At 68.6% G+C, this 24,163-nt stretch carries 20 protein-coding genes; 17 read left to right on the top strand and 3 right to left on the bottom strand.

Features of this window, described 5'->3' with window-relative positions; translation table 11 throughout:
- Positions 1–30: 30 nt before the first annotated feature.
- The 7 genes from VAR608DRAFT_RS19185 to VAR608DRAFT_RS19155 all read left to right on the top strand — a co-directional run bounded on the left by VAR608DRAFT_RS19185 (position 31) and on the right by VAR608DRAFT_RS19155 (position 6,252).
- Positions 31–1,026, top strand: coding sequence for a Bug family tripartite tricarboxylate transporter substrate binding protein (locus VAR608DRAFT_RS19185; protein WP_088955493.1), 996 nt, complete (start codon positions 31–33; stop codon positions 1,024–1,026).
- A 28-nt stretch (positions 1,027–1,054) separates the two neighbouring features.
- Positions 1,055–1,804, top strand: coding sequence for an electron transfer flavoprotein subunit beta/FixA family protein (locus VAR608DRAFT_RS19180; RefSeq protein ID WP_088955492.1), 750 nt, complete (start codon positions 1,055–1,057; stop codon positions 1,802–1,804).
- Positions 1,805–1,815: 11 nt separating this feature from the next.
- Positions 1,816–2,748, top strand: a complete 933-nt coding sequence (locus tag VAR608DRAFT_RS19175) for an electron transfer flavoprotein subunit alpha/FixB family protein (RefSeq protein ID WP_088955491.1) — start codon at positions 1,816–1,818, stop codon at positions 2,746–2,748.
- A gap of 26 nt (positions 2,749–2,774) precedes the next feature.
- A complete protein-coding gene (locus tag VAR608DRAFT_RS19170) occupies positions 2,775–3,746 on the top strand; it encodes an NAD(P)H-dependent flavin oxidoreductase (RefSeq protein ID WP_088955490.1) in 972 nt (323 codons plus the stop codon).
- 86 nt (positions 3,747–3,832) lie between these two features.
- Positions 3,833–4,108 carry a TRAP transporter small permease subunit gene (locus tag VAR608DRAFT_RS19165; RefSeq protein ID WP_172843874.1) on the top strand — a complete coding sequence of 92 codons (276 nt, stop codon included), beginning with the start codon at positions 3,833–3,835 and terminating at the stop codon, positions 4,106–4,108.
- A gap of 173 nt (positions 4,109–4,281) precedes the next feature.
- Positions 4,282–4,743, top strand: a complete 462-nt coding sequence (locus tag VAR608DRAFT_RS37135; protein ID WP_157731049.1) for a tripartite tricarboxylate transporter TctB family protein — start codon at positions 4,282–4,284, stop codon at positions 4,741–4,743.
- A 3-nt stretch (positions 4,744–4,746) separates the two neighbouring features.
- Positions 4,747–6,252, top strand: coding sequence for a tripartite tricarboxylate transporter permease (locus tag VAR608DRAFT_RS19155; RefSeq protein ID WP_088955488.1), 1,506 nt, complete (start codon positions 4,747–4,749; stop codon positions 6,250–6,252).
- Between the two features lie 22 nt (positions 6,253–6,274).
- On the opposite strand, the gene VAR608DRAFT_RS19150 is transcribed toward VAR608DRAFT_RS19155, so the two are convergent.
- Positions 6,275–7,321 carry a histone deacetylase family protein gene (locus VAR608DRAFT_RS19150; RefSeq protein WP_088958863.1) on the bottom strand — a complete coding sequence of 349 codons (1,047 nt, stop codon included), beginning with the start codon at positions 7,319–7,321 and terminating at the stop codon, positions 6,275–6,277.
- Positions 7,322–7,895: 574 nt separating this feature from the next.
- Positions 7,896–13,715: an excinuclease ABC subunit UvrA gene (uvrA, locus tag VAR608DRAFT_RS19145; RefSeq protein WP_231973572.1), complete on the bottom strand. Its 5,820-nt coding sequence runs from the start codon at positions 13,713–13,715 to the stop codon at positions 7,896–7,898.
- Positions 13,716–13,865: 150 nt separating this feature from the next.
- On the opposite strand from uvrA, the gene VAR608DRAFT_RS19140 reads away from it, so the two are divergent.
- The 10 genes from VAR608DRAFT_RS19140 (at position 13,866) to VAR608DRAFT_RS19095 (ending at position 22,365) form a co-directional block, all read left to right on the top strand.
- Positions 13,866–14,780 (top strand): LysR substrate-binding domain-containing protein, encoded by a 915-nt coding sequence (locus VAR608DRAFT_RS19140; RefSeq protein ID WP_088955487.1) that lies wholly within the window; start codon positions 13,866–13,868, stop codon positions 14,778–14,780.
- Positions 14,781–14,911: 131 nt separating this feature from the next.
- On the top strand, positions 14,912–15,328 hold the full coding sequence (gene madL / locus VAR608DRAFT_RS19135) for a malonate transporter subunit MadL (RefSeq protein WP_088955486.1): 417 nt from the start codon (positions 14,912–14,914) through the stop codon (positions 15,326–15,328).
- A gap of 20 nt (positions 15,329–15,348) precedes the next feature.
- Positions 15,349–16,113 carry a malonate transporter subunit MadM gene (gene madM / locus VAR608DRAFT_RS19130; protein WP_088955485.1) on the top strand — a complete coding sequence of 255 codons (765 nt, stop codon included), beginning with the start codon at positions 15,349–15,351 and terminating at the stop codon, positions 16,111–16,113.
- Positions 16,114–16,122: 9 nt separating this feature from the next.
- Positions 16,123–17,808, top strand: a complete 1,686-nt coding sequence (mdcA, locus tag VAR608DRAFT_RS19125; protein WP_088955484.1) for a malonate decarboxylase subunit alpha — start codon at positions 16,123–16,125, stop codon at positions 17,806–17,808.
- A gap of 161 nt (positions 17,809–17,969) precedes the next feature.
- The gene (gene mdcC, locus VAR608DRAFT_RS19120) at positions 17,970–18,311 is read left to right on the top strand and encodes a malonate decarboxylase acyl carrier protein (RefSeq protein ID WP_088955483.1); all 342 of its coding nucleotides are present in this window, start codon (positions 17,970–17,972) and stop codon (positions 18,309–18,311) included.
- Complete coding sequence (locus tag VAR608DRAFT_RS19115) at positions 18,308–19,186, top strand: biotin-independent malonate decarboxylase subunit beta (RefSeq protein WP_088955482.1); 879 nt, start codon at positions 18,308–18,310, stop codon at positions 19,184–19,186. The genes mdcC and VAR608DRAFT_RS19115 overlap by 4 nt, the downstream gene beginning before the upstream one ends.
- Positions 19,187–19,197: 11 nt before the next feature.
- The gene (locus VAR608DRAFT_RS19110) at positions 19,198–19,899 is read left to right on the top strand and encodes a biotin-independent malonate decarboxylase subunit gamma (protein WP_088955481.1); all 702 of its coding nucleotides are present in this window, start codon (positions 19,198–19,200) and stop codon (positions 19,897–19,899) included.
- Between the two features lie 8 nt (positions 19,900–19,907).
- Positions 19,908–20,591: a malonate decarboxylase holo-[acyl-carrier-protein] synthase gene (mdcG, locus tag VAR608DRAFT_RS19105; RefSeq protein WP_088955480.1), complete on the top strand. Its 684-nt coding sequence runs from the start codon at positions 19,908–19,910 to the stop codon at positions 20,589–20,591.
- Positions 20,588–21,466 (top strand): triphosphoribosyl-dephospho-CoA synthase MdcB, encoded by an 879-nt coding sequence (mdcB, locus tag VAR608DRAFT_RS19100; protein ID WP_088955479.1) that lies wholly within the window; start codon positions 20,588–20,590, stop codon positions 21,464–21,466. Before mdcG ends, mdcB begins: the two co-directional genes overlap by 4 nt.
- Positions 21,463–22,365 carry a malonate decarboxylase subunit epsilon gene (locus VAR608DRAFT_RS19095; RefSeq protein WP_088955478.1) on the top strand — a complete coding sequence of 301 codons (903 nt, stop codon included), beginning with the start codon at positions 21,463–21,465 and terminating at the stop codon, positions 22,363–22,365. Before mdcB ends, VAR608DRAFT_RS19095 begins: the two co-directional genes overlap by 4 nt.
- A gap of 93 nt (positions 22,366–22,458) precedes the next feature.
- Here VAR608DRAFT_RS19095 and VAR608DRAFT_RS19090 read toward each other — a convergent pair whose 3' ends face one another.
- The gene (locus VAR608DRAFT_RS19090) at positions 22,459–24,153 is read right to left on the bottom strand and encodes an MFS transporter (RefSeq protein WP_088955477.1); all 1,695 of its coding nucleotides are present in this window, start codon (positions 24,151–24,153) and stop codon (positions 22,459–22,461) included.
- Between the last annotated feature and the right edge of the window lie 10 nt (positions 24,154–24,163).

Here is a 24,163-nt window from a genome sequence, read left to right as displayed (position 1 = left end):
TTTCCGAACCAACCAACCCGAGAGACATCCATGAATGCATTTCTGCCGAGTCGCAGGACGTGGCTGCGCGCGGCGGCATCCGCTGCCGCGCTGTGCGGCCTTGCCGCTGTCCATGCCGAGACCTATCCGAGCAAGCCGATCCGGCTGGTGGTGCCCTTCGCCGCCGGTGGCGCGACCGACGTGCTCGCGCGCGTGATCGGCGAGAAGATGGCGGCCAGCATGGGCCAGCCGGTGATCGTCGACAACAAGCCCGGTGCGGCCGGCATCATCGGCACCGACATGGTCGCCAAGGCCGCGCCGGACGGCTACACGATCGTGCTGTCGCTGAGCAATTCGCTCCTGACCAACCAGTTCCTCTATCAGAAGCTGCCCTACGACACCGAGCGCGACCTCGCGCTGGTCTACCAGATCGCGGCCGCGCCGCTGGTCCTGGTGGTGCACCCGGGCGTGCCGGTGAAGACCGGGCCCGAGCTCTTGAAGTACGTCAGCGCCAACAAGGGCAAGATGGCTTACGGTTCATATGGCATCGGCGCCTATCCGCATCTGGCGGGTGCGCACATGAGCCTCACGCAGCAGGCCGACATGAACCATGCGGCCTACAAGGGCGAGGCACCGATGATCCAGGACCTGATCAGCGGCCAGATCCAGATGGCCTTCGCGAGCGCGCTGGTCGCCAAGCCGCACATCGAGTCGGGCAAGCTCAAGGCGATCGGCGTGACCGGCGAGCGCCGCATGAGCACGCTGCCGAACGTACCCACGCTGGCCGAACAGGGCATGAAGGACGAGGCCTATCGCGTCACCGGGCGGCTCGCGGTCGCCGCGCCCGCCAAGACGCCGAAGCCGATCGTGCAGCGCATCGCCGAGGAGGTCCGCAAGGCGACGCAGCAGCCCGACGTGCAGGCGCGCATCGCGGCCATGGGCTTCGAGATCAAGGACAGCTCGCCCGAGGCCTTCGCCGCCGCCTACAAGCAGGAGCGCCCGGTGTGGGAACGCCTCATCAAGCAATCGGGCGCGAAGCTCGAGTGAACGAATTTCAAATCGAAGGAGTGAACCCATGAAGATCCTGGTCCCCGTCAAGCGGGTCGTCGACTACAACGTCAAGGTGCGCGTGAAGAGCGACGGCACCGGTGTGGACATTGCCAACGTCAAGATGAGCATGAACCCCTTCGACGAGATTGCCGTCGAAGAGGCGGTTCGCCTGAAGGAAAAGGGCGTGGCCACCGAAGTCATCGCCGTCTCCTGCGGCGATGCGAAGTGCCAGGAAACGCTGCGCACCGCGATGGCCATCGGCGCGGATCGCGGCATCCTCGTGGAAACGACTGAAGAGCTGCAGCCTCTCGCGGTTGCCAAGCTGCTCAAGGCACTGGTGGACAAGGAGCAACCGGCCCTGGTGATCCTCGGCAAGCAGGCCATCGACGACGACAACAACCAGACCGGCCAGATGCTCGCCGCCCTGGCGGACCTGCCCCAGGGCACCTTCGCATCGAAGGTCGAAGTGGCCGGCGACAAGCTCAGCGTCACGCGCGAAGTCGATGGCGGCCTGGAAACCCTGTCGCTGTCTCTTCCCGCGGTCATCACCACCGACCTGCGCCTGAACGAGCCGCGCTACGTGACCTTGCCCAACATCATGAAGGCCAAGAAGAAGCAGCTCGATACCTTCAAGCCCGAAGACCTGGGCGTGGACGTCAAGCCGCGCCTGAAGACCCTGAAGGTCGCCGAGCCGCCCAAGCGCGGCGCCGGCATCAAGGTGCCCGACGTCGCCACCCTCGTGGACAAGCTGAAGAACGAAGCCAAGGTGATCTGAGGAAGACAGACATGACCGTACTTGTTATTGCCGAACACGACCACGCCACCCTCAAGCCGGCGACCCTGAACACCGTGACCGCGGCCAAGGCCTGCGGCGGTGACGTCCACGTCCTGGTGGCCGGCGCCAATGCCGCCGAAGCCGGCAAGGCCGCTGCCCAGGCGGCAGGCGTTGCCAAGGTGATCGTCGCCGACAGCCCGAGCCTGGCCGAGAACCTCGCCGAGAACGTGGCCGCCCAGGTGCTGGCCATCGCCAGGAACTACACCCACATCCTGTTCCCGGCTACCGCCAACGGCAAGAACGTCGCGCCGCGCGTGGCGGCCAAGCTGGATGTGGCCCAGATCAGCGACATCACGAAGGTCGATAGCGCCGACACCTTCGAGCGCCCGATCTACGCGGGCAACGCCATTGCCACCGTGCAGAGCAGCGACGCGATCAAGGTCATCACGGTGCGCACGACGGGCTTCGACGCCGCAGCCGCCACCGGTGGCAGCGCCCAAGTCGAAAACGCCGACGGCGTGGCCGACAGCGGCAAGAGCAGCTTCGTGGGCCGTGAAGTCACCAAGAGCGACCGCCCCGAACTCACCGCCGCCAAGATCATCGTCTCGGGTGGCCGGGCGCTGGGCAGCGCCGAGAAGTTCAATGAAGTGATGACGCCGCTGGCGGACAAGCTCGGTGCCGCCCTCGGCGCCAGCCGCGCCGCGGTGGACGCGGGCTATGCCCCGAACGACTGGCAAGTGGGCCAGACCGGCAAGATCGTCGCCCCGCAGCTGTACGTCGCCTGCGGCATCTCCGGCGCGATCCAGCACCTGGCGGGCATGAAGGACTCCAAGGTGATCGTGGCGATCAACAAGGACGAAGAAGCCCCGATCTTCTCGGTGGCCGACTACGGCCTCGTGGCCGACCTGTTCACGGCCGTGCCGGAGTTGGTGAAGGCACTCTGACCGCACCACACCCGAAAGGAAGCACCATGAAGACCCGCGTCACCGAACTGCTCGGCATCCGCTACCCGATCATCCAGGGCGGCATGCAATGGGTCGGGCTGGCGGAGCTCGCTTCGGCGGTCTCCAACGCCGGCGGCCTCGGCATCCTGACGGCGCTCACGCAGCAGACGCCCGACGACCTGCGCCGCGAGATCGAGCGCACGCGCACCATGACCGACCGGCCGTTCGGCGTGAACCTCACGATCCTGCCCGCGCTGAAGCCGCCGCCGTACGCCGAGTACGTGCAGGCCATCATCGACAGCGGCATCAAGATCGTCGAGACGGCCGGCAACAGCCCGCGGGACTTCATCGCGCAGTTCAAGGCGCACGACATCAGGATCGTCCACAAGTGCACTTCGGTGCGCCATGCGCTCTCGGCGGAGCGCAACGGCGTCGATGCCGTGTCGATCGACGGCTTCGAATGCGCGGGCCATCCGGGCGAGGACGACGTGCCCGGCCTCGTGCTGCTGCCGATCGCGGCGCGCGCGCTCAACATCCCGATCATCGCCTCGGGCGGCATCGCGGACGGGCGCGGCATGGCCGCGGCGCTGTCGCTCGGCGCCGAGGGCGTCAACATGGGCACCCGCTTCTGCGTCACGCAGGAAGCGCCGATCCACTACAACATCAAGCAGGCGCTGGTCGCGGCCTCGGAGCGCGACACCAAGCTGATGTTCCGCACCATGAAGAACACCGCGCGCGTGTTCAGGAACGCGATCTCCGAGGAAGTGGTCGCTACCGAGAACCGCCCCGGCGGCTGCCAGTTCGAAGACATCCGCCCGCTGGTCGCCGGCGTGCGCGGCCGGGCGGCGCTGCAGTCCGGCGAGGTCAATGGCGGCGTCGTTTCGGCGGGGCAGTGCATCGGCCTGATCGACGACGTGCCGACCTGCGCGGAACTGATCGAGCGCATGGTCCGGGAGTGCCGCGAGCACCTCGACCGGGCGCGCAGCTACTTCGACTGACGGGGTTGGGGGGGAAGCCGGCCCTCGGGGCCGGCTAAGGAAATCCCCCATGGATGCATGGTGATCGATCGTTAGGATCGATCACGATGACCACCCCCAACCAGTCCGACCCCGTGCTGGACGCCGCCAGCCCCCTCCGCCCCGAAATCGAAGCCGCCGACGAACCGGCGCGCATCCCGCTCGCCACCCTGGACTGGACGACCGTGGTCATCATGGGCCTCTTGGCCTGCATCACCTTCGCCAACGCCGCGCTGCGCCACTTCACCGCCCCCTCCTTCGCATGGACGGAGGAGTTCTCGGTGTTCCTCATGATCCTGCTCGCACTGATGGCCGGCTCGGCCGCCGTGGCACGCGCGAAGTAACGCGCGAATTAGGGCGCAACGCACCCGGAAAAAGCCCCGCGATGCGGGGCTTTTTCTCATTGGCCTTGGCATCCTCGCCCTACGTAATGTCCCCGATGACCGCGCTCCGAGCCTTCCTAGAATTCGGCGCGCCGGGCCGCTCGGGCTCGAAGCGAAAAAAGGGAGACGAAAAAATGAGAATCAGGATCGATCGGCGCGAGCTGACGTCTGCGGGATTGATGCTCGCCATCGGGCTGGCCACCATGGCCGGCGGATCCAACTACCACTTCGGCAGCGCGTCCCGCATGGGGCCGGGCTTCTATCCGATGCTGCTGGGCGCCTTGCTGTGCCTGGTGAGCCTGCTGATGGTGCTGTCGCCCTCGGCCGCGCCCGACACGTCACCGGAGGAAGCCCGGGGCGCACCCGAGTACCGCGCCTGGGCCTGCGTGACCGGCGGCGTGATCGCCTTCATCGTGCTCGGCAAATACGCCGGGCTGGTGCCCGCCACCTTCGGCCTGGTCTTTGTCTCGGCCCTGGGCGATCGGCGCAACACGTGGGTCACGGCCACGGTGCTGGGCCTGAGCATGAGTGCCTTGGCGGTGCTCGTGTTCTCCGTCCTGCTGAAGATCCAGTTCCCTCTCTTCTTCGGGGGCTGATCGATGGACGCACTGAACAACCTGTGGCAGGGCTTCGGGGTGGCCCTGCTGCCCAACAACCTGATGTGGTCCTTCATCGGCGTCTTCATGGGCAACCTGATCGGCGTGCTGCCCGGGATCGGCCCGCTGGCCGCCATCTCGCTGCTGCTGCCGGTGACCTACTCGCTCGACCCGACCGCCGCCCTGATGATGCTGGCCGGCATCTACTACGGCGCCCAGTACGGCGGCGCCACCACCTCGATCCTGCTGAACCTGCCCGGCGTCGCCTCGCATGCGGTGACCTGTCTCGACGGTCATCCCATGGCCAAGCAGGGCCGCGGCGGTGCGGCCCTGTTCATGGCCATGCTCGCCTCCTTCATCGGCGCCAGCATCGGCATCGCGCTGATGACCTTCTTCTCGCCGCTCCTGGTCGACGTGGCTTTCCGGTTCGGCCCGGCCGAATACTTCGCCATGATGCTGCTCGGGCTGCTTGCGGCCTCGACCCTGGCCAAGGGCTCGCCGCTCAAGGGCATCGCGATGGTGCTCGTGGGACTGATACTGGGTGTGGTGGGAACCGACGTGAACTCGGGCGTGGCGCGCTTCGCGCTCGACATCCCGGAACTGACCGACGGCCTGGCACTGGTCGCACTCGCCATGGGGCTGTTCGGCATCGCCGACACCCTGGCCAACGTCAACCGGATCGGCACCGGCGCGGTCGAGACCAAGGTCACGCTGCGCTCGCTGCGTCTGGCCAAGGGCGAGATGAAGCGCTCCTGGATGCCGATCCTGCGCGGCACGGCGATCGGCTCCTTCTTCGGCATCCTGCCCGGCACCGGTTCCACGATCGCCTCGTTCATCTCCTATGCCACCGAGAAGAAGGTCTCCAGGCATCCCGAGCAGTTCGGCCACGGCGCCATCGAAGGCATCGCGGGCCCCGAAGCCTCCAACAACGCGGCAGCCCAGACGGCCTTCATCCCCACCATGAGCCTGGGCATCCCGGGCGATGCCGTGATGGCCCTGATGCTGGGCGCCCTGATGATCCACAACATCCAGCCCGGCCCCCAGCTGATCAGCGAACACCCGCTGATCTTCTGGGGCCTGATTGCCAGCTTCTGGGTCGGCAACCTGCTGCTCCTGGTGCTGAACATTCCGCTCATCGGCATGTGGGTCAGGCTGCTCACGGTGCCCTACCGGATCATCTACCCCTGCGTGCTGTTCTTCATCTGCATCGGGGTCTACAGCGGCAACAACAACCTGTTCGACGTCGGCGTCGTCCTCGCGATCGGCGTCGGCGGCTATTTCACGACCCGGCTCGGCTTCGAGCCGGCGCCCGTGCTGCTGGGCTTCGTGCTCGGCCCGATGGTGGAGGAGAACTTCCGCCGCGCCCTGCTGCTCTCCAGGGGCGACCCGGGCATCTTCGTGACCCGCCCGATCAGCGCCGCCTTCGTGCTGGCGTGCTGCCTGATGCTCGCGGGCGTGGCTTATACGCGCTTGCGCAAGGGCCGCTCGGCACAGCGCGCGGCAGGCTGATCGTCATGCGCGCGGGCCGGGTTCAGCCCGCGTGCTGCATGAATCCCTCGAGCACGTTGACCGCATTTGCGCCCACCTCGGCCACCGCATAGCCGCCCTCGAAGACGAAGACGGTCGGCAGGCCGGCGCGCGCGAGGTCTTCGCCGATGCGCAGATAGTCGGGCGTGGCGAGCGTGAAGCCCGCGATCGGGTCGCCTTCGAAGGTGTCGAGGCCGAGCGAGACGACGAGCGCGCCGGCCTCGAACTTCGCAATGCCGCGCAATGCTTCCTTCAGCGCCTCGCGCCAGCGCGCGAATCCGGTGCCGCGCGGCAGCGGAAGGTTGTGGTTGAAGCCGAGGCCATCGCCCGCGCCGCGCTCGTCGGCATAGCCGAGGTAGTACGGATACTCGGTGTGCGGATCGCCGTGGATGCTGGTGAACTGCACATCGGCACGGTCGTAGAAGATGGCCTGGGTGCCGTTGCCGTGGTGGTAGTCGATGTCGAGCACCGCGACGCGCTCCACGCCCGCATCGCGCAATGCCTGTGCCGCAATGGCCGCGTTGTTGAGGAAGCAGTAGCCGCCGAAGAAATCCGCGCCGGCGTGATGCCCCGGTGGGCGCGTGAGCGCGAACGCGGCGCGCTCGCTGCGCAGCACGTGCGCCGCGGCGGTCAGCGCGCAGAAGGCGCCCGCACGGGCCGCCTGCCAGGTCCCGGCGGTCAGCGGCGTGCCCGCGTCGTACGAGAACAGGCCCATGCGCGCAGCGAAGCTCGCGGGCAGCACGTCGGAGCGGAAGGTGCGGATCGGCCAGTACGAAGGCAGCGCGTCGCGTTCGGCGTTGGCGGGGTCCAGCGCGATCCATTCGCTCCATGCACCGGCCAGGAAATCGAGGTAGCGCTGCGAATGAACTCGCGCGAATGCGGATTCATCCGATTCAACGGGCGATTCGATGGGCCCGAGGTTGCGCTCCTGCAATTCCCGCAGGACGTAGTCGGCACGCGCCGGGACCTCGAAGCACGGCAGCAGCTGACCCCGAAACATCTCGAACTTGCCGTGATGAACTGCGTGGAGGTGGTTGAAGACGGTGAGCATGGCGATAGGGTAGCGCTTGTCTTTCCGCTCGACCAATGGGCCGTCCTGATGGGTGGGGGTACTGAGATCGGAGGGGCGGTGGTGGGCGGTATGGGCTGGGCCGGCCGACGCCACCGGCCGCTTCGCGGCTGCCCTGCGCTGCTCACGGCACGCGGGGTCCGCGCGAAACTCGCTTCGCTCAGACACGCGCAGCCCTTTTTCCGCGTACCGCTGCGCTGCTCGGCGGCGTCTCAACGGCCGGCCCAGCCCATACCGCCCACCACCGTGGACACGGCAGGGAAAAACTGTCCACCTCTACTGGCACGGCGGTCACCGGGGAGCGGACCGCGACGTCGGAGCCGAACAATCCGTTGATCAATCACAGAGCCCGGTCTGCGATGCGGCGCTGCGGGCGCCTCTGCGCCGCCGAGGAGCGCAGCCTTTCGCGGATCAGGGCTCGCGCTTGTTTGAGCGAAGCGAGTTTGCGCGAGACCCCGCGAAAGGCGAGCACCGCAGGGCAGCCGCGAAGCGGCCGGCGCAGTGAAGCTCGCAGCGCCGCATCGCAGACCGGGCGGACGCCCCAGGGCCAACGGAATCAGGCCTCCCGCCGCAACCCTTCGGCTGACTCTTCCGCAACCGGCAAGGGCACGACCACCTTCGCCGAACGCCCCGCCCGCGCCAGCACGGGCGCCAGGGCCACGCCGGTGTGCGTGCGCAACGCCACGACGGCTTCCGGCGGCGCAGCAGCCACGATGCGCCCCCCCGCATTGCCGCCCTCAGGCCCCAGGTCGATCAGCCAGTCCGCCTCGGCGACCACGTCGAGATCGTGCTCGATCACCACCACGCTGTGCCCGCCGTTCACCAGCCGATGCAGCACATGGATCAGTTTCTCGACGTCGGCCATGTGCAGGCCGACCGTGGGCTCGTCGAGCACGTAGAGGGTGTGCGGCGTCTTGTTGCCCCGCCGCGTGACGTCGTCGCGCACCTTGCTCAGTTCGGTCACCAGCTTGATGCGCTGCGCCTCGCCGCCCGACAAGGTCGGCGAAGGCTGCCCCAGCGTGAGATAGCCCAGGCCCACGTCCTTCAGCAACTGCAACGGGTGGCTGATGTTCGGCATCGAGGCGAAGAACGCCACCGCCTCGTCGACCTCCATCTGCAACACGTCGCCGATGCTCTTGCCGCGCCAGCTCACCGCCAGCGTCTCGGGATTGAAGCGCGCGCCGTGGCACACCTCGCAAGGGACCTTCACGTCGGGCAGGAAGCTCATCTCAATCGTGCGCACGCCCGCGCCCTCGCAACCCGGGCACCGGCCCTCGCCGGTGTTGAAGCTGAAGCGCGCCGGACCATAGCCGCGCGCCTTCGCTTCCAGCGTGTCCGCGAACAGCTTGCGGATCGTGTCCCAGAAGCCGATGTAGGTGGCCGGGCAGCTGCGCGGCGTCTTGCCGATCGGCGTCTGGTCGACCTCGAGCACGCGGTCGATGGTCTCGTAGCCTTCGACCGCACGGCACCCGGCCCACGCGGGACGCTTGCCCGCCGCATCCGCATCGCGCCCCGCCTTCGTCATGCGCTGCGCCACGACGGCATGCACATTCGACAGCAGCACATCGCGCGCCAGCGTGGACTTGCCCGAACCGCTCACGCCCGTCACCGCGACCAGCCGCTTGAGCGGCAGCGACACCGTCACGTCCTGCAGGTTGTGCATGTCCGCGCCGCGCACCGTGAGCCAGTCCGGCGCACCGGGTTCAGGCGCCGGCACCGGCCGGCGCGCCTGCAGCGGATGCTTGATCGCATCGCGCAGATAGCGGCCCGTCTGCGAATCGTTCGCCGCCTGGATCTCGGCCACCGTGCCTTCGGCCACCAGGCGCCCGCCGCGCTTGCCCGCGCTCGGGCCGATGTCGATGATGTGATCGGCGCGGCGGATCGTGTCCTCGTCGTGCTCCACCACCACCAGCGTGTTGCCCTTGTCGCCCAGCTTGTGCAGCGCGTCGAGCAGGATCTGGTTGTCGCGCGCATGCAGGCCGATGGTCGGCTCGTCGAGCACGTAGCAGACGCCCTGCAGGTTGCTGCCGAGCTGCGCCGCGAGCCGGATGCGCTGCGCCTCGCCGCCGCTCAAGGTCGGCGCGCCGCGGTCGAGCGTGAGATAGCCGAGCCCCACCTCTTCGAGGAATTCGAGCCGGCTGCGGATCTCGGGCACGAGGTCGCGCGCGATCTCCGCCTCGCGCCCCGAAAGCTGCAAGCCCTCGAACCACACGCGGATGTCGCTCACGCTCATGCGCGCGAGCTGCGTGATGCCGATGCCGCCGTTGCCCGACGCATCCGAGGCGCCGAAGAGCACCGCGCGCGCGGTCGGATTGAGCCGCGTGCCCTCGCAGGTCGGGCACACCACGTCGCCCACGTCTTCGGCCTCGGGTTCGGCAAAGGTCTGCTCGCGCCCCTTCTGGTCGTCGGCCATCACCGAGTCGTCGTAGACCTTGCGCTGCTCCTTCGTGAGCTTGACGCCGGTGCCGACGCAATCGGGACACCAGCCATGCTTGCTGTTGTAGGAGAACAGGCGCGGATCGAGCTCGGCATAGCTGGTGCTGCACACCGGGCAGGCGCGCAGGGTCGAGAACACATGCGCACGCCCGATGCCGCGGGTCGGCGCGCCGGCCATCATCGCGCCGCGCAAACCGGTGAGATCGCTCAGCACGTGCACCACGCCCTTGCCATGCTCCAGCGCACGCGCAAGCGCCTGCCGCAGTTCGGTCTCCTGCGAGGGCAGAACGTCGAGGCTCGCCACCGGCAGCTCGATGCTGTGCTCCTTGAAGCGGTCGATGCGCGGGAAGCCCGTGGTCGGCAGGAATTCGCCGTCCACCCGCAGATGCGTGTAGCCGCGCGGACGCGCCCAGTCGGCCAGCTCGGTGTAGACGCCCTTGCGGTTGCTCACGAGCGGCGCGAGCAGTCCGATGTGCTGGCCCTTGAAGTTCTTCAGCAACTGCGCCGCGATGCTGTCCTGTGTCTGCGGCTGCACCGCCGCGCCGTCGTGGATGCAGTGCTGCACGCCGAGCTTCACATAGAGCAGCCGCAGGAAGTGCCACACCTCGGTGGTCGTGCCCACCGTGCTCTTGCGGCCGCCGCGCGACAGGCGCTGCTCGATCGCCACCGTCGGCGGAATGCCATACACCGCATCCACCTCGGGCCGGCCCGCCGGCTGCACGATGCTGCGCGCATAGGCATTGAGCGATTCGAGATAGCGCCGCTGCCCCTCGTTGAACAGGATGTCGAAGGCCAGCGTGGATTTGCCCGAGCCGCTGACGCCGGTCACGACGCTGAATTTGCCGCGCGGAACATCGACCGACAGGTGCTTGAGGTTGTGCTCGCGCGCATTGACGATCTGGATCGCATCGCGCCCCTGCACCGGCTGCGCATGGGCGGCATATTCGCGCGCCGCGCGCTCGGCCACCTTGAAGGCGCCGGGGCCGATCGCGAGTTCGTAGTCGGCCAGCGCCTCGCCGGTCAGCGAGGCGCGGTTCTCGCGCACCTGCTCGGGCGTGCCGACCGCGACGACCTGGCCGCCGCCCTCGCCGCCTTCGGGGCCGAGGTCGATGATCCAGTCGCTGGCTCGGATCACGTCGAGGTTGTGTTCGATCACCACCAGCGAATGCCCCGCATCGAGCAGCTTGCGCAGGGCGCGCATCAGGCGTGCGATGTCGTCGAAGTGCAGGCCGGTGGTCGGTTCGTCGAAGAGGAAGAGCTGGCCCTTGCGCGCCAGCGGCTGCTTGCTCGCGCTGCCGTTCTTCGCGGCCTCCGCAAGAAAGCCCGCGAGCTTCAGGCGCTGCGCCTCGCCGCCGCTGAGCGTCGGCACGGGCTGGCCGAGCTTCACGTAGTCGAGGCCGACATCGACGATCGGCTGCAGCATGCGCAGCACTTCGCGGTCCGCTTCGAACGTGGCGGCCGCCTCGGCCACCGTGAGTTCGAGCACGTCGGCCACGTTCATCGTGCGGCCCTTGCGCTCGATCGTGACTTCGAGGATCTCCGGCCGGTAGCGCTTGCCATCGCAATCGGGGCAGCGCAGGTAGACGTCGGACAGGAACTGCATCTCCACGTGCTCGAAGCCCGAGCCGCCGCAGGTCGGGCAGCGCCCGTCGCCGCTGTTGAAGCTGAACTTCGACGAGGTGTAGCCACGCTGCCGCGACAGCGCGGCGGTCGCGAAGATCTCGCGGATCGCGTCCCACGCGCCCACGTAGCTCGCGGGATTGGATCGCGCGGTCTTGCCGATCGGCGACTGGTCGACGAACACCACGTCGCTCAGATGGTCGGCGCCCAGCAGCCGGTCGTGCGCGCCCGGCGATTCGGTCGCGCGGCCGAAGTGCCGCATCAGCGCAGGCGCGAGCACGTCCTGCACCAGCGTCGACTTGCCCGAGCCGCTCACGCCGGTGATGCACACCAGGCGCGACAGCGGAATCTCCACCGTCACGTCCTTCAGGTTGTGCTCGCGCACGCCTTCGAGGATCAGGCGCGGCGTGTTGTCGCTCACCATGCGGCGGAAACCCATGCCGATCTGCTTGCGGCCGCCGAGGTACTGGCCGGTCAGCGTGTCGGCGTCGCGCAGTGCGTTGGTGCTGCCGTCGAACACCACGCGACCGCCGCGCACGCCGGGGCCCGGGCCCATGTCGATCACACGATCGGCCGCGAGCATCACGGCCGGGTCGTGCTCCACCACCACCAGCGTGTTGCCCGCATCGCGCAGGCGCAGCATCGCTTCGGTGATGCGGTTCATGTCGCGCGGATGCAATCCGATGCTGGGCTCGTCGAGCACGAAGAGCGTGTTCACGAGCGAGGTGCCGAGCGCGGTCGTGAGGTTGATGCGCTGCACCTCGCCGCCGCTCAGCGTGCGGCTCTGGCGGTCGAGCGTGAGATAGCCGATGCCGACGTCGTGCAGGTAGCGCAGCCGCGTCGTGATCTCCTCGAACAGCAGCTTGAGCGCCTGCACCTCGCCTTCGCTCGCGTTGCTCTGGTTGCCGTGGCTCTCCATGCCGTCGAAGAAGCGGCGCAGCCGCTCGATCGGCAGCAGCATCAGGTCGTGCAGGCACAGCCCCGGCAGCGCTTCGAGCTGCGCGCGCGACCACTTCGCGCCCTGCGGCATGAAGCGCTTCGAGGGCTCGAGCACCGCGTCGGCGTCTTCCTTGCTGCCGATGCGCCACAGCAGGCTTTCGAGCTTGAGCCGTGCGCCGGCGCAGGTCGGGCACGGCGTGTAGCTGCGGTACTTCGACAAGAGCACGCGGATGTGCATCTTGTAGGCCTTGCTCTCCAGGTAGCCGAAGAAGCGGCGGATGCCGTACCACTGCCGGCTCCAGTTGCCTTCCTTGTAGTTGGGCGTGCCCTCGATCACCCAGTGCCTCTGCGCGTCGGTGAGCTTGTTCCAGGGCGTGTCGCGCGGAATGCCGGCGGCCTCGGCGTGGCGCATGAGGTCGTCCTGCGCCTCTTTCCAGGCGGGCGTCTGGATGGTCTTGATCGCGCCGGCGCGCAAGGTGAGCTTGTCGTTCGGGATCACGAGGCCGAGGTCGACGCCGATCACGCGGCCGAAGCCGCGGCAGGTGTCGCAGGCGCCCACGGCCGAGTTGAACGAGAACATCGACGGGATCGGGTCCGCGTAGCGGATGTCGCTCTCGGGGCAATGCAGGCCGGTCGAAAACTTCCAAACATCTGGCTCAGCGCCCTCCTCCCCCGCCAGCGCATAGACGGTGAGCCGCCCGCTGCCACGCTTGAGCGCCACTTCGATCGCCTCGATCACGCGCGCGCGCTCGGCGCCGGCGATGCGGAAGCGGTCGGCCACCACGTCGAGCACCTTGCGCGGGCCGGTCGGCGTCGCGACCTCGCGCTCGGCCTGGACGCGCGTGAAGCCGCTCGCGGAAAGCCACTGCGTGACTTCGTCGGCGCTGGTGCTCGCAGGCAGCTCGACCGGGAAGGTCAACACCACCCGCGGATCGCCCGCCGCGGCCGCGCGCGAAACCAGCTCGGCATAGATCGAATCGGGCGAATCGTGCCGTACCGGCAGCGCGGTCTCGCGGTCGAACAACTGCGCCGCGCGGGCCAAGAGCAGCTTCAGGTGGTCGTTGAGCTCCGTCATCGTGCCGACGGTCGAGCGTGACGAGCGCACCGGGTTCGTCTGGTCGATCGCGATCGCGGGCGGCACGCCCTCGACCTTGTCGACCGCCGGCTTGTCCATGCGGTCGAGGAACTGCCGCGCGTAGGCCGAGAAGGTCTCGACATAGCGACGCTGGCCTTCGGCGTAGAGGGTGTCGAACACCAGGCTCGACTTGCCCGAGCCGCTCGGCCCGGTGACCACCGTCATCTCGCCGGTGCGGATGTCGAGATCGAGGTTCTGGAGGTTGTGCTGACGTGCGCCGCGAATGCGGATGGAGCCCTGTGTCATGAATGCCTTGCGGGATGGGGCAGACATTCTAGGAATTCGGGCGCGGCTTCGCTTGCGGTGGCCCAAGGCGAATCGCTTACACACCGACACACATCCGGCAGCGCCGCAAGCAGCCCACAATCCGGCTCAGATCCGACATCCCGCCAGTTCATGACATTCCTCGTCGACGAAGAAATCACCTTCCGCAAGCTGGAGATCCTGCTGGCCTTCATGGAGACCGGCAATCTCGCGCGCACCGCCGAAAAGCTCGACATCAGCACCGTGAGCGTGCATCGCGCCTTGCACTCGCTGGAGACGGGCGCGCGCTGCGCGCTGTTCCGGCTCGAAGGCCGCAACCTGCTGCCCACGGAAGCCGCCCGGGCGCTGGCCGACGTGGCGCGCGAGGTGGTGCGCACGATGTCCGAGGGCATCCGCGCCACGCGCGAAGTGGCGGGCTATTCGGCGGACCGCATCCGCATCGGTTCGCTCTATTCGCTGACCAGCCGCACCGTGCCGAAGGTCATCATGGGCATGAAGCTGCGCAAGCCCGATCTGCACACCGAGCTGGTGCTGGGCTCGAACGCCGACCTGCTGCAGAAGCTGCGCGACGGCGCGGTCGATGCGGTGCTGATGGCGATCCCCGACGAAGCGCCCGACGTCGAATCCGAGCCGCTCTTCGAGGACGACATCTTCTTCGCCGCGCCCGTCGGCTCGCGCTACGCGGAGATGGCCGAGGTCGACCTCGGCGCCTGCCGGCACGAGCGCTTCGTGAGCCTCTCCGAAGGCTTCGTGACCTACAACGGCTTCATGGCGTCGTTCCGCATCGCGGACTTCACGCCCGACGTGGTCATGCGCACCGGCGACATCTTCTCGCTCATGAACCTCGTGAGCGGCGACGTCGGCTATACGCTGCTGCCGGGGCGGGTGCGCGGGGCGCTGCCGCACAACGTGCGGCTGGTGCCGCTGCAGCCGAAATACCTCGTGCGCCAGACGATCGCCGTGAACTTCCTGCGCACCCGCGAGCGCGACCCGAACCTGCTGGCGCTGCTGGCGCTCTGCCGCAGCTCGAAGGCGGATCTGGCCTAAGGGTTTACCCACGATCGTTTCACAGCGCGTAAGCATCGCCGCTCCCCCTTAATTGATCCAGCAAGGGGCCACCGATACCTTCTGTCTCCACGACACCGCAGCTTCGAGCGGTGCATTTCCAGGAGACGCACATGATCATTTTCGGTACCGCCCTGCTGGCCGTCTGCCATCTGCTGGGCATCTTTCTCGGCGATCTGCTGGGCCAGGCGCTCGGCGTGAAGACCAATGTCGGCGGTGTCGGCATCGCGATGCTGCTCCTGATCTTCGCGCGGCTCTACATGCAGAAGCGAAACATGCTGCCCAAGCTGACCGAGCTCGGCGTGGAGTACTGGGGCGCGATGTACATCCCGGTCGTCGTCGCCATGGCGGCGCAGCAGGACATGGTGTCGGCGCTGCGCGGCGGCCCGGTCGCGGTGCTCTCGGCCATCGCCGCGGTGGTGGTCTGCGCCTGTGTCATTGCCGCGATCAACCGCTCCGAACGGCCGGAGGCGGAAGCGGAGACGACGCCGAAGCTCCACGACAACCCCCTGCTGACCGAAGCGGAATAACCGGATCGCGGAGCGACACCATGATCGAAATCCTCGAAAAAGCCGCCCTCCAGAATGGCCTCGTGACCGCCTTCGCGGTGGTCGGCCTGGTCATCCTGGTCTCGGGCCAGATTTCCCGCCGGCTGACCTTCGGCCGGGTGCACGGTTCGGCCATCGCGATCGTGATCGGCCTCGCGCTCGCCTACTGGGGCGGCACGCAGACCGGCGGCCACAAGGGCCTGGCCGACATGTCGCTGTTCGGCGGCATCGGCCTCATGGGCGGCGCGATGCTGCGCGACTTCGCGATCGTGGCGACCGCCTTCGAAGTGCAGGCCACCGAGGCGCGCAAGGCGGGCCTGATCGGCGCGGTGTCGCTGCTGCTCGGCACGGTGCTGCCCTTCGTCGTCGGCGCCGCCATCGCATGGAGCTTCGGCTACTCCGACGCGGTGAGCATGACCACCATCGGCGCGGGCGCGGTCACCTACATCGTCGGCCCCGTGACCGGCGCTGCCATCGGCGCGAGCCCCGACGTGATGGCGCTGAGCATCGCGACGGGGCTCGTCAAAGCCATCATCGTGATGGTCGGCACGCCGATCGCGGCGCGCTTCCTGGCCCTGAAGACACCGCGCTCGGCGATGGTGTTCGGCGGCCTCGCAGGCACCGTGAGCGGGGTGTCCGCCGGCCTCGCCGCCACCGACCGCAAGCTGGTGCCCTACGGCGCACTGGTGGCGACCTTCCATACCGGCCTCGGCTGCCTGATGGGCCCGTCGGTGCTGTTTTTTGCCACCAGGGCACTGGTGGGTTGAGGAATCCCCATGGATCGCATGAAGAACTGGAACACCAAGGCCGAGAACCGCGCCTCGCGCCTCGCGCGAGCGGCCCATGCCCTCGGCGCCGACCTGGCCGGCAAGCGCGTCGCCACCGAGGCGGTCGGCCAGCTGCTGGAGGCCGTGCTGGAGCCGGGCGACCGCGTCTGCCTCGAAGGCAACAACCAGAAGCAGGCCGACTTCCTGGCGCGCGCGCTGGTGCAGGTCGACCCGGCCAGGGTGCGCGGCCTGCACATGGTGCAGTCGGTGCTCGCGCTGCCGGAGCATCTGGACGTGTTCGAGAACGGCATCGCCGCGCGGCTCGATTTCAGCTTCTCGGGCCCGCAGGGCGGGCGGCTGGCCAAGCTGGTGTCGGGCGGGCGCATCGAGATCGGCGCGATCCACACCTACCTCGAACTCTTCGCGCGCTACTTCGTCGACCTCACGCCGCAGGTGGCGCTGGTGGCCGCGCACGCGGCCGACGCCGAGGGCAACCTCTACACCGGCCCCAACACCGAGGACACGCCGGTCATCGCGGAAGCCACCGCCTTCTCGGGCGGCATCCTGATCGCGCAGGTCAACGAGCTGGTCGACGGCAGGACCACCACGCTGCCGCGCGTGGACATTCCGGCCGACTGGGTCTCATTCGTCGTCAAGGCGCCGCGTCCCAACTTCATCGAACCGCTGTTCACGCGCGATCCGGCGCAGATCAGCGAGATTCAGGTGCTGATGGCGATGATGGCCATCAAGGGCATCTACGCCGAGTACGGCGTGCAGCGGCTCAACCACGGCATCGGCTTCGACACCGCCGCGATCGAGCTGCTGCTGCCGACCTATGCCGAGTCGCTCGGCCTCAAGGGGAAGATCGGCAGGCACTGGGCGCTGAATCCGCACCCGGCGCTGATTCCCGCGATCGAGGCGGGCTGGGTCGAGTCGGTGCACTCCTTCGGCTCCGAGCTGGGCATGGAGGACTACATCCGCGCGCGCTCCGACGTCTTCTTCACCGGCCCCGACGGCAGCCTGCGCAGCAACCGCGCGCTGTGCCAGGCGGCCGGCCACTATGCCTGCGACCTGTTCATCGGCTCGACCTTGCAGATCGACCTCGACGGCAACAGCTCGACCGCGACCCTGGGCCGCATCGCCGGCTTCGGCGGCGCGCCCAACATGGGCGCGGATGCGCGCGGCCGCCGCCATGCGAGCCCGGCGTGGCTCAAGGCCGGCCGCGAGGCACGCCATGGCCGCGGCGGCGCGGCCGGCACGCCGCGCGGGCAGAAGCTGGTGGTGCAGATGGTCGAGACCTTCCGCGAACACATGCAGCCGGCCTTCGTCGACAAGCTCGATGCCTGGCAGCTCGCGGAGCAGGCCGGCATGGAACTGCCGCCGATCATGATCTACGGCGACGACGTCACGCACATCCTGACCGAGGAAGGCATCGCCAACCTGCTCTTGTGCCGCACCGACGCCGAGCGCGAGCAGGCCATTCGCGGCGTCGCCGGCTACACGGCCATCGGCCTGGGACGCGACCGCCGCGCGGTGGAGAACCTGCGCGACCGCGGCGTGATCCGGCGGCCGGAAGACCTCGGCATCGATCCGCGCGAGGCCACGCGCAATCTGCTGGCCGCGCGCAGCATGCGCGACCTGGTGCGTGCATCAGGCGGCCTCTACGTTCCGCCCAAGCGTTTCAGAAACTGGTGAATGGAACTCACCCCCAGCCTCGCCCACTTCGTGTGGCTCAGACACCCCCTCTCCGGGGGCAACCCCGGCGGCCCGGCGAAGCCGGTTCCGCGGGGTTCCTGGCCTCGCGTGTTTCGGTTTCACGCGTCGCGCAAGACGCGCAACATCATGGAGCATTCGTCATGACCCTTCCCGCGGGGCTCGAAGCCCTCGATTTCTCCTTCACCGGCACACGCCCGGCCGGCGCCTTCGCGCCCGTGCTGGTGGGCGTCGTCGGCTCGGGCAACCTGGAGGTGCTGCTCGAAGCGGCCGGCGGCGACGGCTGCACCGTGCGCGTCGAGACCTCGGCGCGCGGCTTCGGGCCGATCTGGGAAGCCGTGCTCGGCGACTTCCACGCGCGGCATCCGCTGGCCGGCGTGCGCATCTCGATCAACGACATGGGCGCGACGCCGGCCGTCGTGAGCCTGCGGCTCGACCAGGCCGTGGCGGAACTGCCGGGCACGGCGCAAGGAGGACGGCCATGATCAGCTACGCCGAATGCTCGGCGCGCGAGCGGCTCGCGCGTGTGCTCGATGCCGGCAGCTTCCACGAATGGCTGCCGCCGTCCGAACGGCTGACCAGCCCGCATCTCGCGCAGCTCGGCGTGCCGTCTTCCTTCGACGACGGTGTCGCGATCGGCCGCGCGAAGCTCGGCGGGCTGGAGGTGTTCGTCGCGGCGCAGGAAGGCGCCTTCATGGGCGGCGGCGTCGGCGAGGTGCATGGCGCCAAGCTGGTGGGCCTGCTGCGACGCGCCCTGCGCGACCGCCCGGCCGCCGTGCTGCTTCTGGCCGAATCGGGCGGCGTACGGCTGCACGAGGCCAACGCGGGGCTGATCGCGGTGTCGGAAGTCATGCGCGCGGTACTCGACGTGCGCGCGGCCGGCGTGCCGGTGATCACGCTGATCGGCGGCGCCAACGGCTGCTTCGGCGGCATGGGCATCGTCGCGCGCTGCACCGACCACATCGTGATGAGCGACGTGGGCCGGCTCGCCATGTCGGGCCCCGAAGTGATCGAAGCCTCCTTCGGCGTGGAGGAGTTCGATTCGCGCGACCGCGCCCTCGTGTGGCGCACGACCGGCGGCAAGCACCGCTGGCTGACCGGCGATTGCGACGTGCTCGTCGAGGACGACGTGGCGGCCTTCCGCGCAGCGGCGCTCGATGCGATCGGTGCGGCTGCGCCCGTGACGCTCGACGCGCTCGAACGCGAACACGCCCTGCTCGCGGCGCGCCTCTGCCTGCTGCCGCCCGCGGACGAAGGTGGCGACGACGCGATCGCGCTGTGGTCGCGCCTGGGCATCGCCGACGCCGCGCGCATTCCCGAACTGGACGTGGCCGCCGTGCGCGCGCTGCGTCCCGCATGAGGAGCGAAACGATGGACTGGAACCTTCTCGCCACCCGGCTCTTCGGCGCCGACCACGGCATCGCCGCCGACGGCGATTTCCTGCACGGCAGCGCGCGCTTCGAGGGCCAGCCGATCACGGTGGTCGGCACCACGAACCACGCGCCCATCGGCGTGCGGCTGGCGCTGGCGCAGGCGCGCGTGGTGCTCGACACCGTTGCGCGGCATCCGGAGCGGCCGATCCTGCTCCTCATCGACACGCAGGGCCAGCAGCTGCGGCGGCGCGACGAGCTGCTCGGCATCAACCGCGCGATGGCGCACCTCGGCGCGAGCATCGATCTCGCGCGGCGGCGCGGCCATCGCGTGATCGGGCTGGTGTACGACCAGGCGCTGTCCGGCGGCTTCATCACCTCGGGCCTGATCGCCGATGCCTGCTATGCGCTGCCCGAAGCCGAGATCCGCGTGATGCGCATCCCCGCGATGGCGCGCGTGACCAAGCTGCCCGAGGCGATGCTCGAAGCGCTGTCGAAATCGAATCCCGTGTTCGCACCCGGCGTGTCGAACTACGTCGCCATGGGCGGCGTGCGCGCGCTGTGGGAAGGCGATCTGGCCGCCGCCCTGCGTGACGCGCTGGCGCACACGCCCAGGGAGGACATGCGCGCCATCGACGGCGCCGCGCGCGGCGGGCGCCGCCTCGCCGCCGCCATCGCACAGCGCGTGCTGGACGCCGCCTGAGACGCGCCATGATGCCGCTGCGCCGCCATCGGCTGGCCTTTCTCTCGGACGCAGGCTGGGCCGGCGTCCGCGCCCGGGCCTGGGACGCACAGGCGCAGGCCTGCATCGACCACTGGGCCGCACATCGCCTGCCGCTCGTGGTCACGCGCCAGCCCGCGGACGCATCGGGCGATCGGCCGATCGCGCTCGGCCTGCCGGCGCCGCTGCAATGGGATCGGCGACGCCTCGCGGTCCAGGTGCCCCGCAATGCGCTCGCGTGGTTCGACGAGTTCCCGCGCTTCGGCGATGCCGCCGGCCTGCTGCCGCGCATTCCCCGTGCGGCCTGGCGAATGCTGGGCCGGCAACTCGCGGCTTGCGATGCATCGGCACGCATCTACGGCGCCTACGGCTGGCAGTTGCTGACCGGACTCCCCTACGTGCGCGAGAGCTCCGATATCGACCTGTGGATCGGCGTGCGCGATGCCGAGCAGGCGGACACCGTCGCGCACCACCTCGAACGCTTCGCGCCCCGCCATCCGCGGCTCGATGGCGAACTGGTCTTCGAGGACGGCACCGCCGTCGCATGGCGCGAATGGCATGCCTGGCGCGCAGGCCGGGCGCGGCACCTGCTCGTGAAGCGCCTGCACGGCGCATCGATGGCGGATGCGTCCTTCGTGCGCAGGTATGCACCAGCGCTGGAGATGGCGGCATGACCGTGCTCGCGAAGTTGCGCTACGCGCATCAGGCGACGCATGCGCCGCACCTCACTCCGGCCGACATCGGACGCGCCGCGACGCTCGCGCTGCACGACGAACTCGAACTCGCACCCAAGCCGGGGCTGGTGTCCTTCATCGACAGCGGCAGCCATGACGACATGGACGCCCACACCTTCATGCAGAGCCTGTTCGCGCTGCGCCACTACTTCGTGCAGATCGCGGCCCTGGGCGAGGCCCACGCGCCCTTCGAAGCATTGGAGCGCTGCGGCATCGCGGCCGAAGCGCGGATGCTCGCGGCCACCGGCGGCATCAACACGCATCGCGGTGCGATCTTCACGCTCGGCCTTCTTTGCGCATCCGCGGGTGCCCTGGTGCGCGACGGCCAAGCACCCTGCCCGGCTGGGCTGCGCGCTGCGCTGCATCGGCATTGGGGCGACGCGCTCCATGCGCGCAGCCGCCGCGTATCGATGTTGCCCGGCGGCATTGCCGCGCGCCGATACGGACTGCGCAGCGCCTCGGAAGAAGCAGCGCTCGGATTCCCCGTGCTGTTCGACATCGCCGTGCCGGCAATCGATGCAGCGACGAAGCGCGGGCTGGACTCGCAGCGCGCACGCCTCGATACGCTGTTCGCGATCATGGCTTCGCTCGACGACAGCAACCTCGCGCATCGCGGCGGCCTCGCGGGATTGCAGCACGCGCGGCACGCGGCGCGCGGTTATCTCGAACGCGGTGGCGCGGCGCACGATGAAGACTTCGATGCCGCATGGGCCATCCATCGCGATTTCGTGGCGCGGCGTTTGTCACCCGGCGGCGCGGCCGACACGCTGGCAGCGGCCTGCTGGATACGGCGCATCTGCGCGCGTCTGGCATGAGCTACGCGCTGATCTTCTCGGGCCAGGGCATGCAGCATCCCGCCATGCTGGCCTGGCTGGCTGAAGATGATTTGCTGCGAGGCGTGCAACGCCGGCTGGGCCACGACTGGCGCGAGCGCCTGCGCGATCCCGATTGGGCAGGCCGCAACGCGAATGCCCAGCTGCTGCTCACCGGGGCGGGGCTCGCCGCCTGGACTGCACTTGCGCCGCACCTGCCCGCGCCGGCGGTGGTCGCAGGCTACAGCGTCGGCGAAGTGGCGGCTTTCGCGGCCGCCGGCGTCTATGACGCACCGACCGCCATCGAACTGGTGCAGCAGCGCGCGGATCGGATGGACCGCGATGCCGAACGATGCGCCTGCGGCCTGATCGCGGTGAGCGGCCTCGGGGCCGAGGTGCTCGATCGCCTGTGCGCGGACTTCGGTCTTGCAGTGGCGATTCGCAACGATCCGGTCAGCGTGGTCCTCGGCGGCCCCAGGGCAGCGCTGGCGCCTGCGGCCGATGAAGCGCAAAGCCTCGGCGGCCATGTCACGCGGCTCAATGTCCACGTGGCGTCGCACACGCCATGGATGAGCGACGCAGCGCGCTCCTTCGAAGCCCTGCTCGCCGCGCGCACGCTCGAAGCGCCGCGACTCCCTTTGCTCAGCAACGTCGCCGGCCGCGTTCGCGATGCCGATCAGGCCCGGGCCGCACTCGCGCGCCAGATCGACCACACCGTGCGCTGGGACGAGTGCATGGAGGGCATCGCGTCACGGCGCGTACGATGCGTGCTCGAGATCGGTCCCGGGCAGGCGCTGGCGCGCATGTGGAACGAGCGGCACACGGAAATCCCCGCACGCTCGGCGGATGAATTCCGCAGCATCGAGGGCGTGATCCGCTGGATCGAGCGGCACGCCGACTGAGCGAGTTGCGCCGCGTTTCTGTGGATAAAAAGAAAAAGCCCCGAGCCGTTGCCAGCACGAGGCCTTTGGTCTTAGCACGGGGGCTGAGGACGCTCAGTCATTTGCGTAGATATCGACGTCCTTCGTCTCGCGGACAAAGATCGTGCCGATCACCAGCGTCACCGCAGCGATCACGATCGGATACCACAGGCCGTTGTACATGTTGCCGGTGCTGGCCACGATCGCGAACGCGGTGGTGGGCAGCAGGCCGCCGAACCAGCCGTTGCCGATGTGATAGGGCAGGCTCATCGAGGTGTAGCGGATCCGCGTGGGGAACAGTTCCACCAGCATGGCGGCGATCGGGCCGTAGACCATCGTCACCAGCAGCACCAGCCAGAACAGCAGCGCCACGGTCAGGACCTTGTTCATCTTGGCGGGGTCGGCCTTGCTCGGGTAGCCGGCGGACTTGAGCTGCTCGGTCACGCTCTTCTTGAAGGCGGCGATTTCCTTGCTCGATGCTTCGTCGAACTTGTGGTTGACCACGTTGCCGGCCGGCGAGGTGATCGCCACCTCGCCGATCTTCACCACGGCCGGTGAGCCGGCCGGGGCGTCGATGCGCTCGTAGCTCACCGAGTTCTGCACCAGGAAGCGCTTGGCGATGTCGCAGGAGCTGCGGAAGTCGATTTCGCGCGCCACCGGGTTGCCCTGGAACGAGCAGGAGCTCGGGTCGGCGGTGACCGTGACGCCCGCGGTGGCCTGGGCCTTCGCGAGGTCGGGGTTGGCGGCTTCGGTCAGCATCTTGAAGACCGGGAAGTAGGTCACCACCGCCAGCAGGCAGCCGGCCATGATGATCGACTTGCGGCCGATCTTGTCGGACAGCGTGCCGAACACCACGAAGAACGGCGTGCCGATCAGCAGCGCGGCCGCGATCATCAGGTTGGCGGTGGTCGCGTCGACCTTGAGCTGCTGCGTCAGGAAGAACAGCGAGTAGAACTGGCCCGAATACCAGACCACGGCCTGGCCGGCGGTGAGGCCGAGGAGCGCCAGGATCACGATCTTGAGGTTCTTCCACTGGCCGAAGGACTCGGACAGCGGCGCCTTCGAGGTCTTGCCCTCGGCCTTCATGCGCTGGAACGCCGGCGACTCGGACAGCGACAGGCGGATCCACACGGAGATGCCCAGCAGCAGGATCGAGACGAGGAACGGAATGCGCCATGCCCAGTCGGCGAAGGCGGCCTCGCCCACGCCTTCGCGCACGCCGAGGATGACCAGGAGGCTCAGGAACAGGCCGAGCGTGGCGGTGGTCTGGATCCACGAGGTGTAGGCGCCGCGCTTGCCGTGCGGCGAGTGCTCGGCCACGTAGGTGGCCGCACCGCCGTACTCGCCGCCGAGCGCGAGGCCCTGCAGCAGTCGCAGCGCGATGAGGATCACCGGCGCCGCGACGCCGATGGTGGCGTAGCTGGGCAAGAGGCCGACGATGAAGGTCGACAGACCCATGATCAGGATCGTGACCAGGAAGGTGTACTTGCGCCCGATCATGTCGCCGAGACGGCCGAACACGATGGCGCCGAAGGGACGCACCAGGAAGCCGGCCGCGAAGGCGAGCAACGCGAAGATGAAGGCCGCGCCGGCCTCGAGGCCGCTGAAGAACTGCTTGGCAATGATCGCCGCGAGCGAACCGTAGAGGTAGAAGTCGTACCACTCGAACACCGTTCCGAGGGAGGAAGCGAAGATGACCTTCTTCTCCTCGCCGGTCATGGGACGGGGCGTGCCCGTGGGCACTCCTCGTGAATCTAGTGTGGCTGCCATGTCGTCTCCT

Origin of the sequence: Variovorax sp. HW608, assembly GCF_900090195.1 — a bacterium.
In the GTDB taxonomy this organism is placed as follows: Bacteria; Pseudomonadota; Gammaproteobacteria; order Burkholderiales; family Burkholderiaceae_C; genus Variovorax.
This window is presented reverse-complemented; position numbering and strand designations above follow the sequence as displayed.

Coding starts and splice junctions, on each gene's coding strand:
- VAR608DRAFT_RS19170 (WP_088955490.1), top strand. CDS start 2,775: ATGAAGACCCGCGTCACCGAACTGCTCGGCATCCGCTACCCGATCATC.
- mdcA (WP_088955484.1), top strand. CDS start 16,123: ATGGATCGCATGAAGAACTGGAACACCAAGGCCGAGAACCGCGCCTCG.
- VAR608DRAFT_RS19090 (WP_088955477.1), bottom strand. CDS start 24,153: ATGGCAGCCACACTAGATTCACGAGGAGTGCCCACGGGCACGCCCCGT.
- VAR608DRAFT_RS19175 (WP_088955491.1), top strand. CDS start 1,816: ATGACCGTACTTGTTATTGCCGAACACGACCACGCCACCCTCAAGCCG.
- VAR608DRAFT_RS37135 (WP_157731049.1), top strand. CDS start 4,282: ATGAGAATCAGGATCGATCGGCGCGAGCTGACGTCTGCGGGATTGATG.
- VAR608DRAFT_RS19140 (WP_088955487.1), top strand. CDS start 13,866: ATGACATTCCTCGTCGACGAAGAAATCACCTTCCGCAAGCTGGAGATC.
- madL (WP_088955486.1), top strand. CDS start 14,912: ATGATCATTTTCGGTACCGCCCTGCTGGCCGTCTGCCATCTGCTGGGC.
- VAR608DRAFT_RS19115 (WP_088955482.1), top strand. CDS start 18,308: ATGATCAGCTACGCCGAATGCTCGGCGCGCGAGCGGCTCGCGCGTGTG.
- VAR608DRAFT_RS19185 (WP_088955493.1), top strand. CDS start 31: ATGAATGCATTTCTGCCGAGTCGCAGGACGTGGCTGCGCGCGGCGGCA.
- VAR608DRAFT_RS19155 (WP_088955488.1), top strand. CDS start 4,747: ATGGACGCACTGAACAACCTGTGGCAGGGCTTCGGGGTGGCCCTGCTG.
- mdcG (WP_088955480.1), top strand. CDS start 19,908: ATGATGCCGCTGCGCCGCCATCGGCTGGCCTTTCTCTCGGACGCAGGC.
- mdcB (WP_088955479.1), top strand. CDS start 20,588: ATGACCGTGCTCGCGAAGTTGCGCTACGCGCATCAGGCGACGCATGCG.
- VAR608DRAFT_RS19110 (WP_088955481.1), top strand. CDS start 19,198: ATGGACTGGAACCTTCTCGCCACCCGGCTCTTCGGCGCCGACCACGGC.
- madM (WP_088955485.1), top strand. CDS start 15,349: ATGATCGAAATCCTCGAAAAAGCCGCCCTCCAGAATGGCCTCGTGACC.
- VAR608DRAFT_RS19165 (WP_172843874.1), top strand. CDS start 3,833: ATGACCACCCCCAACCAGTCCGACCCCGTGCTGGACGCCGCCAGCCCC.
- VAR608DRAFT_RS19095 (WP_088955478.1), top strand. CDS start 21,463: ATGAGCTACGCGCTGATCTTCTCGGGCCAGGGCATGCAGCATCCCGCC.
- mdcC (WP_088955483.1), top strand. CDS start 17,970: ATGACCCTTCCCGCGGGGCTCGAAGCCCTCGATTTCTCCTTCACCGGC.
- VAR608DRAFT_RS19180 (WP_088955492.1), top strand. CDS start 1,055: ATGAAGATCCTGGTCCCCGTCAAGCGGGTCGTCGACTACAACGTCAAG.
- VAR608DRAFT_RS19150 (WP_088958863.1), bottom strand. CDS start 7,321: ATGCTCACCGTCTTCAACCACCTCCACGCAGTTCATCACGGCAAGTTC.
- uvrA (WP_231973572.1), bottom strand. CDS start 13,715: ATGACACAGGGCTCCATCCGCATTCGCGGCGCACGTCAGCACAACCTC.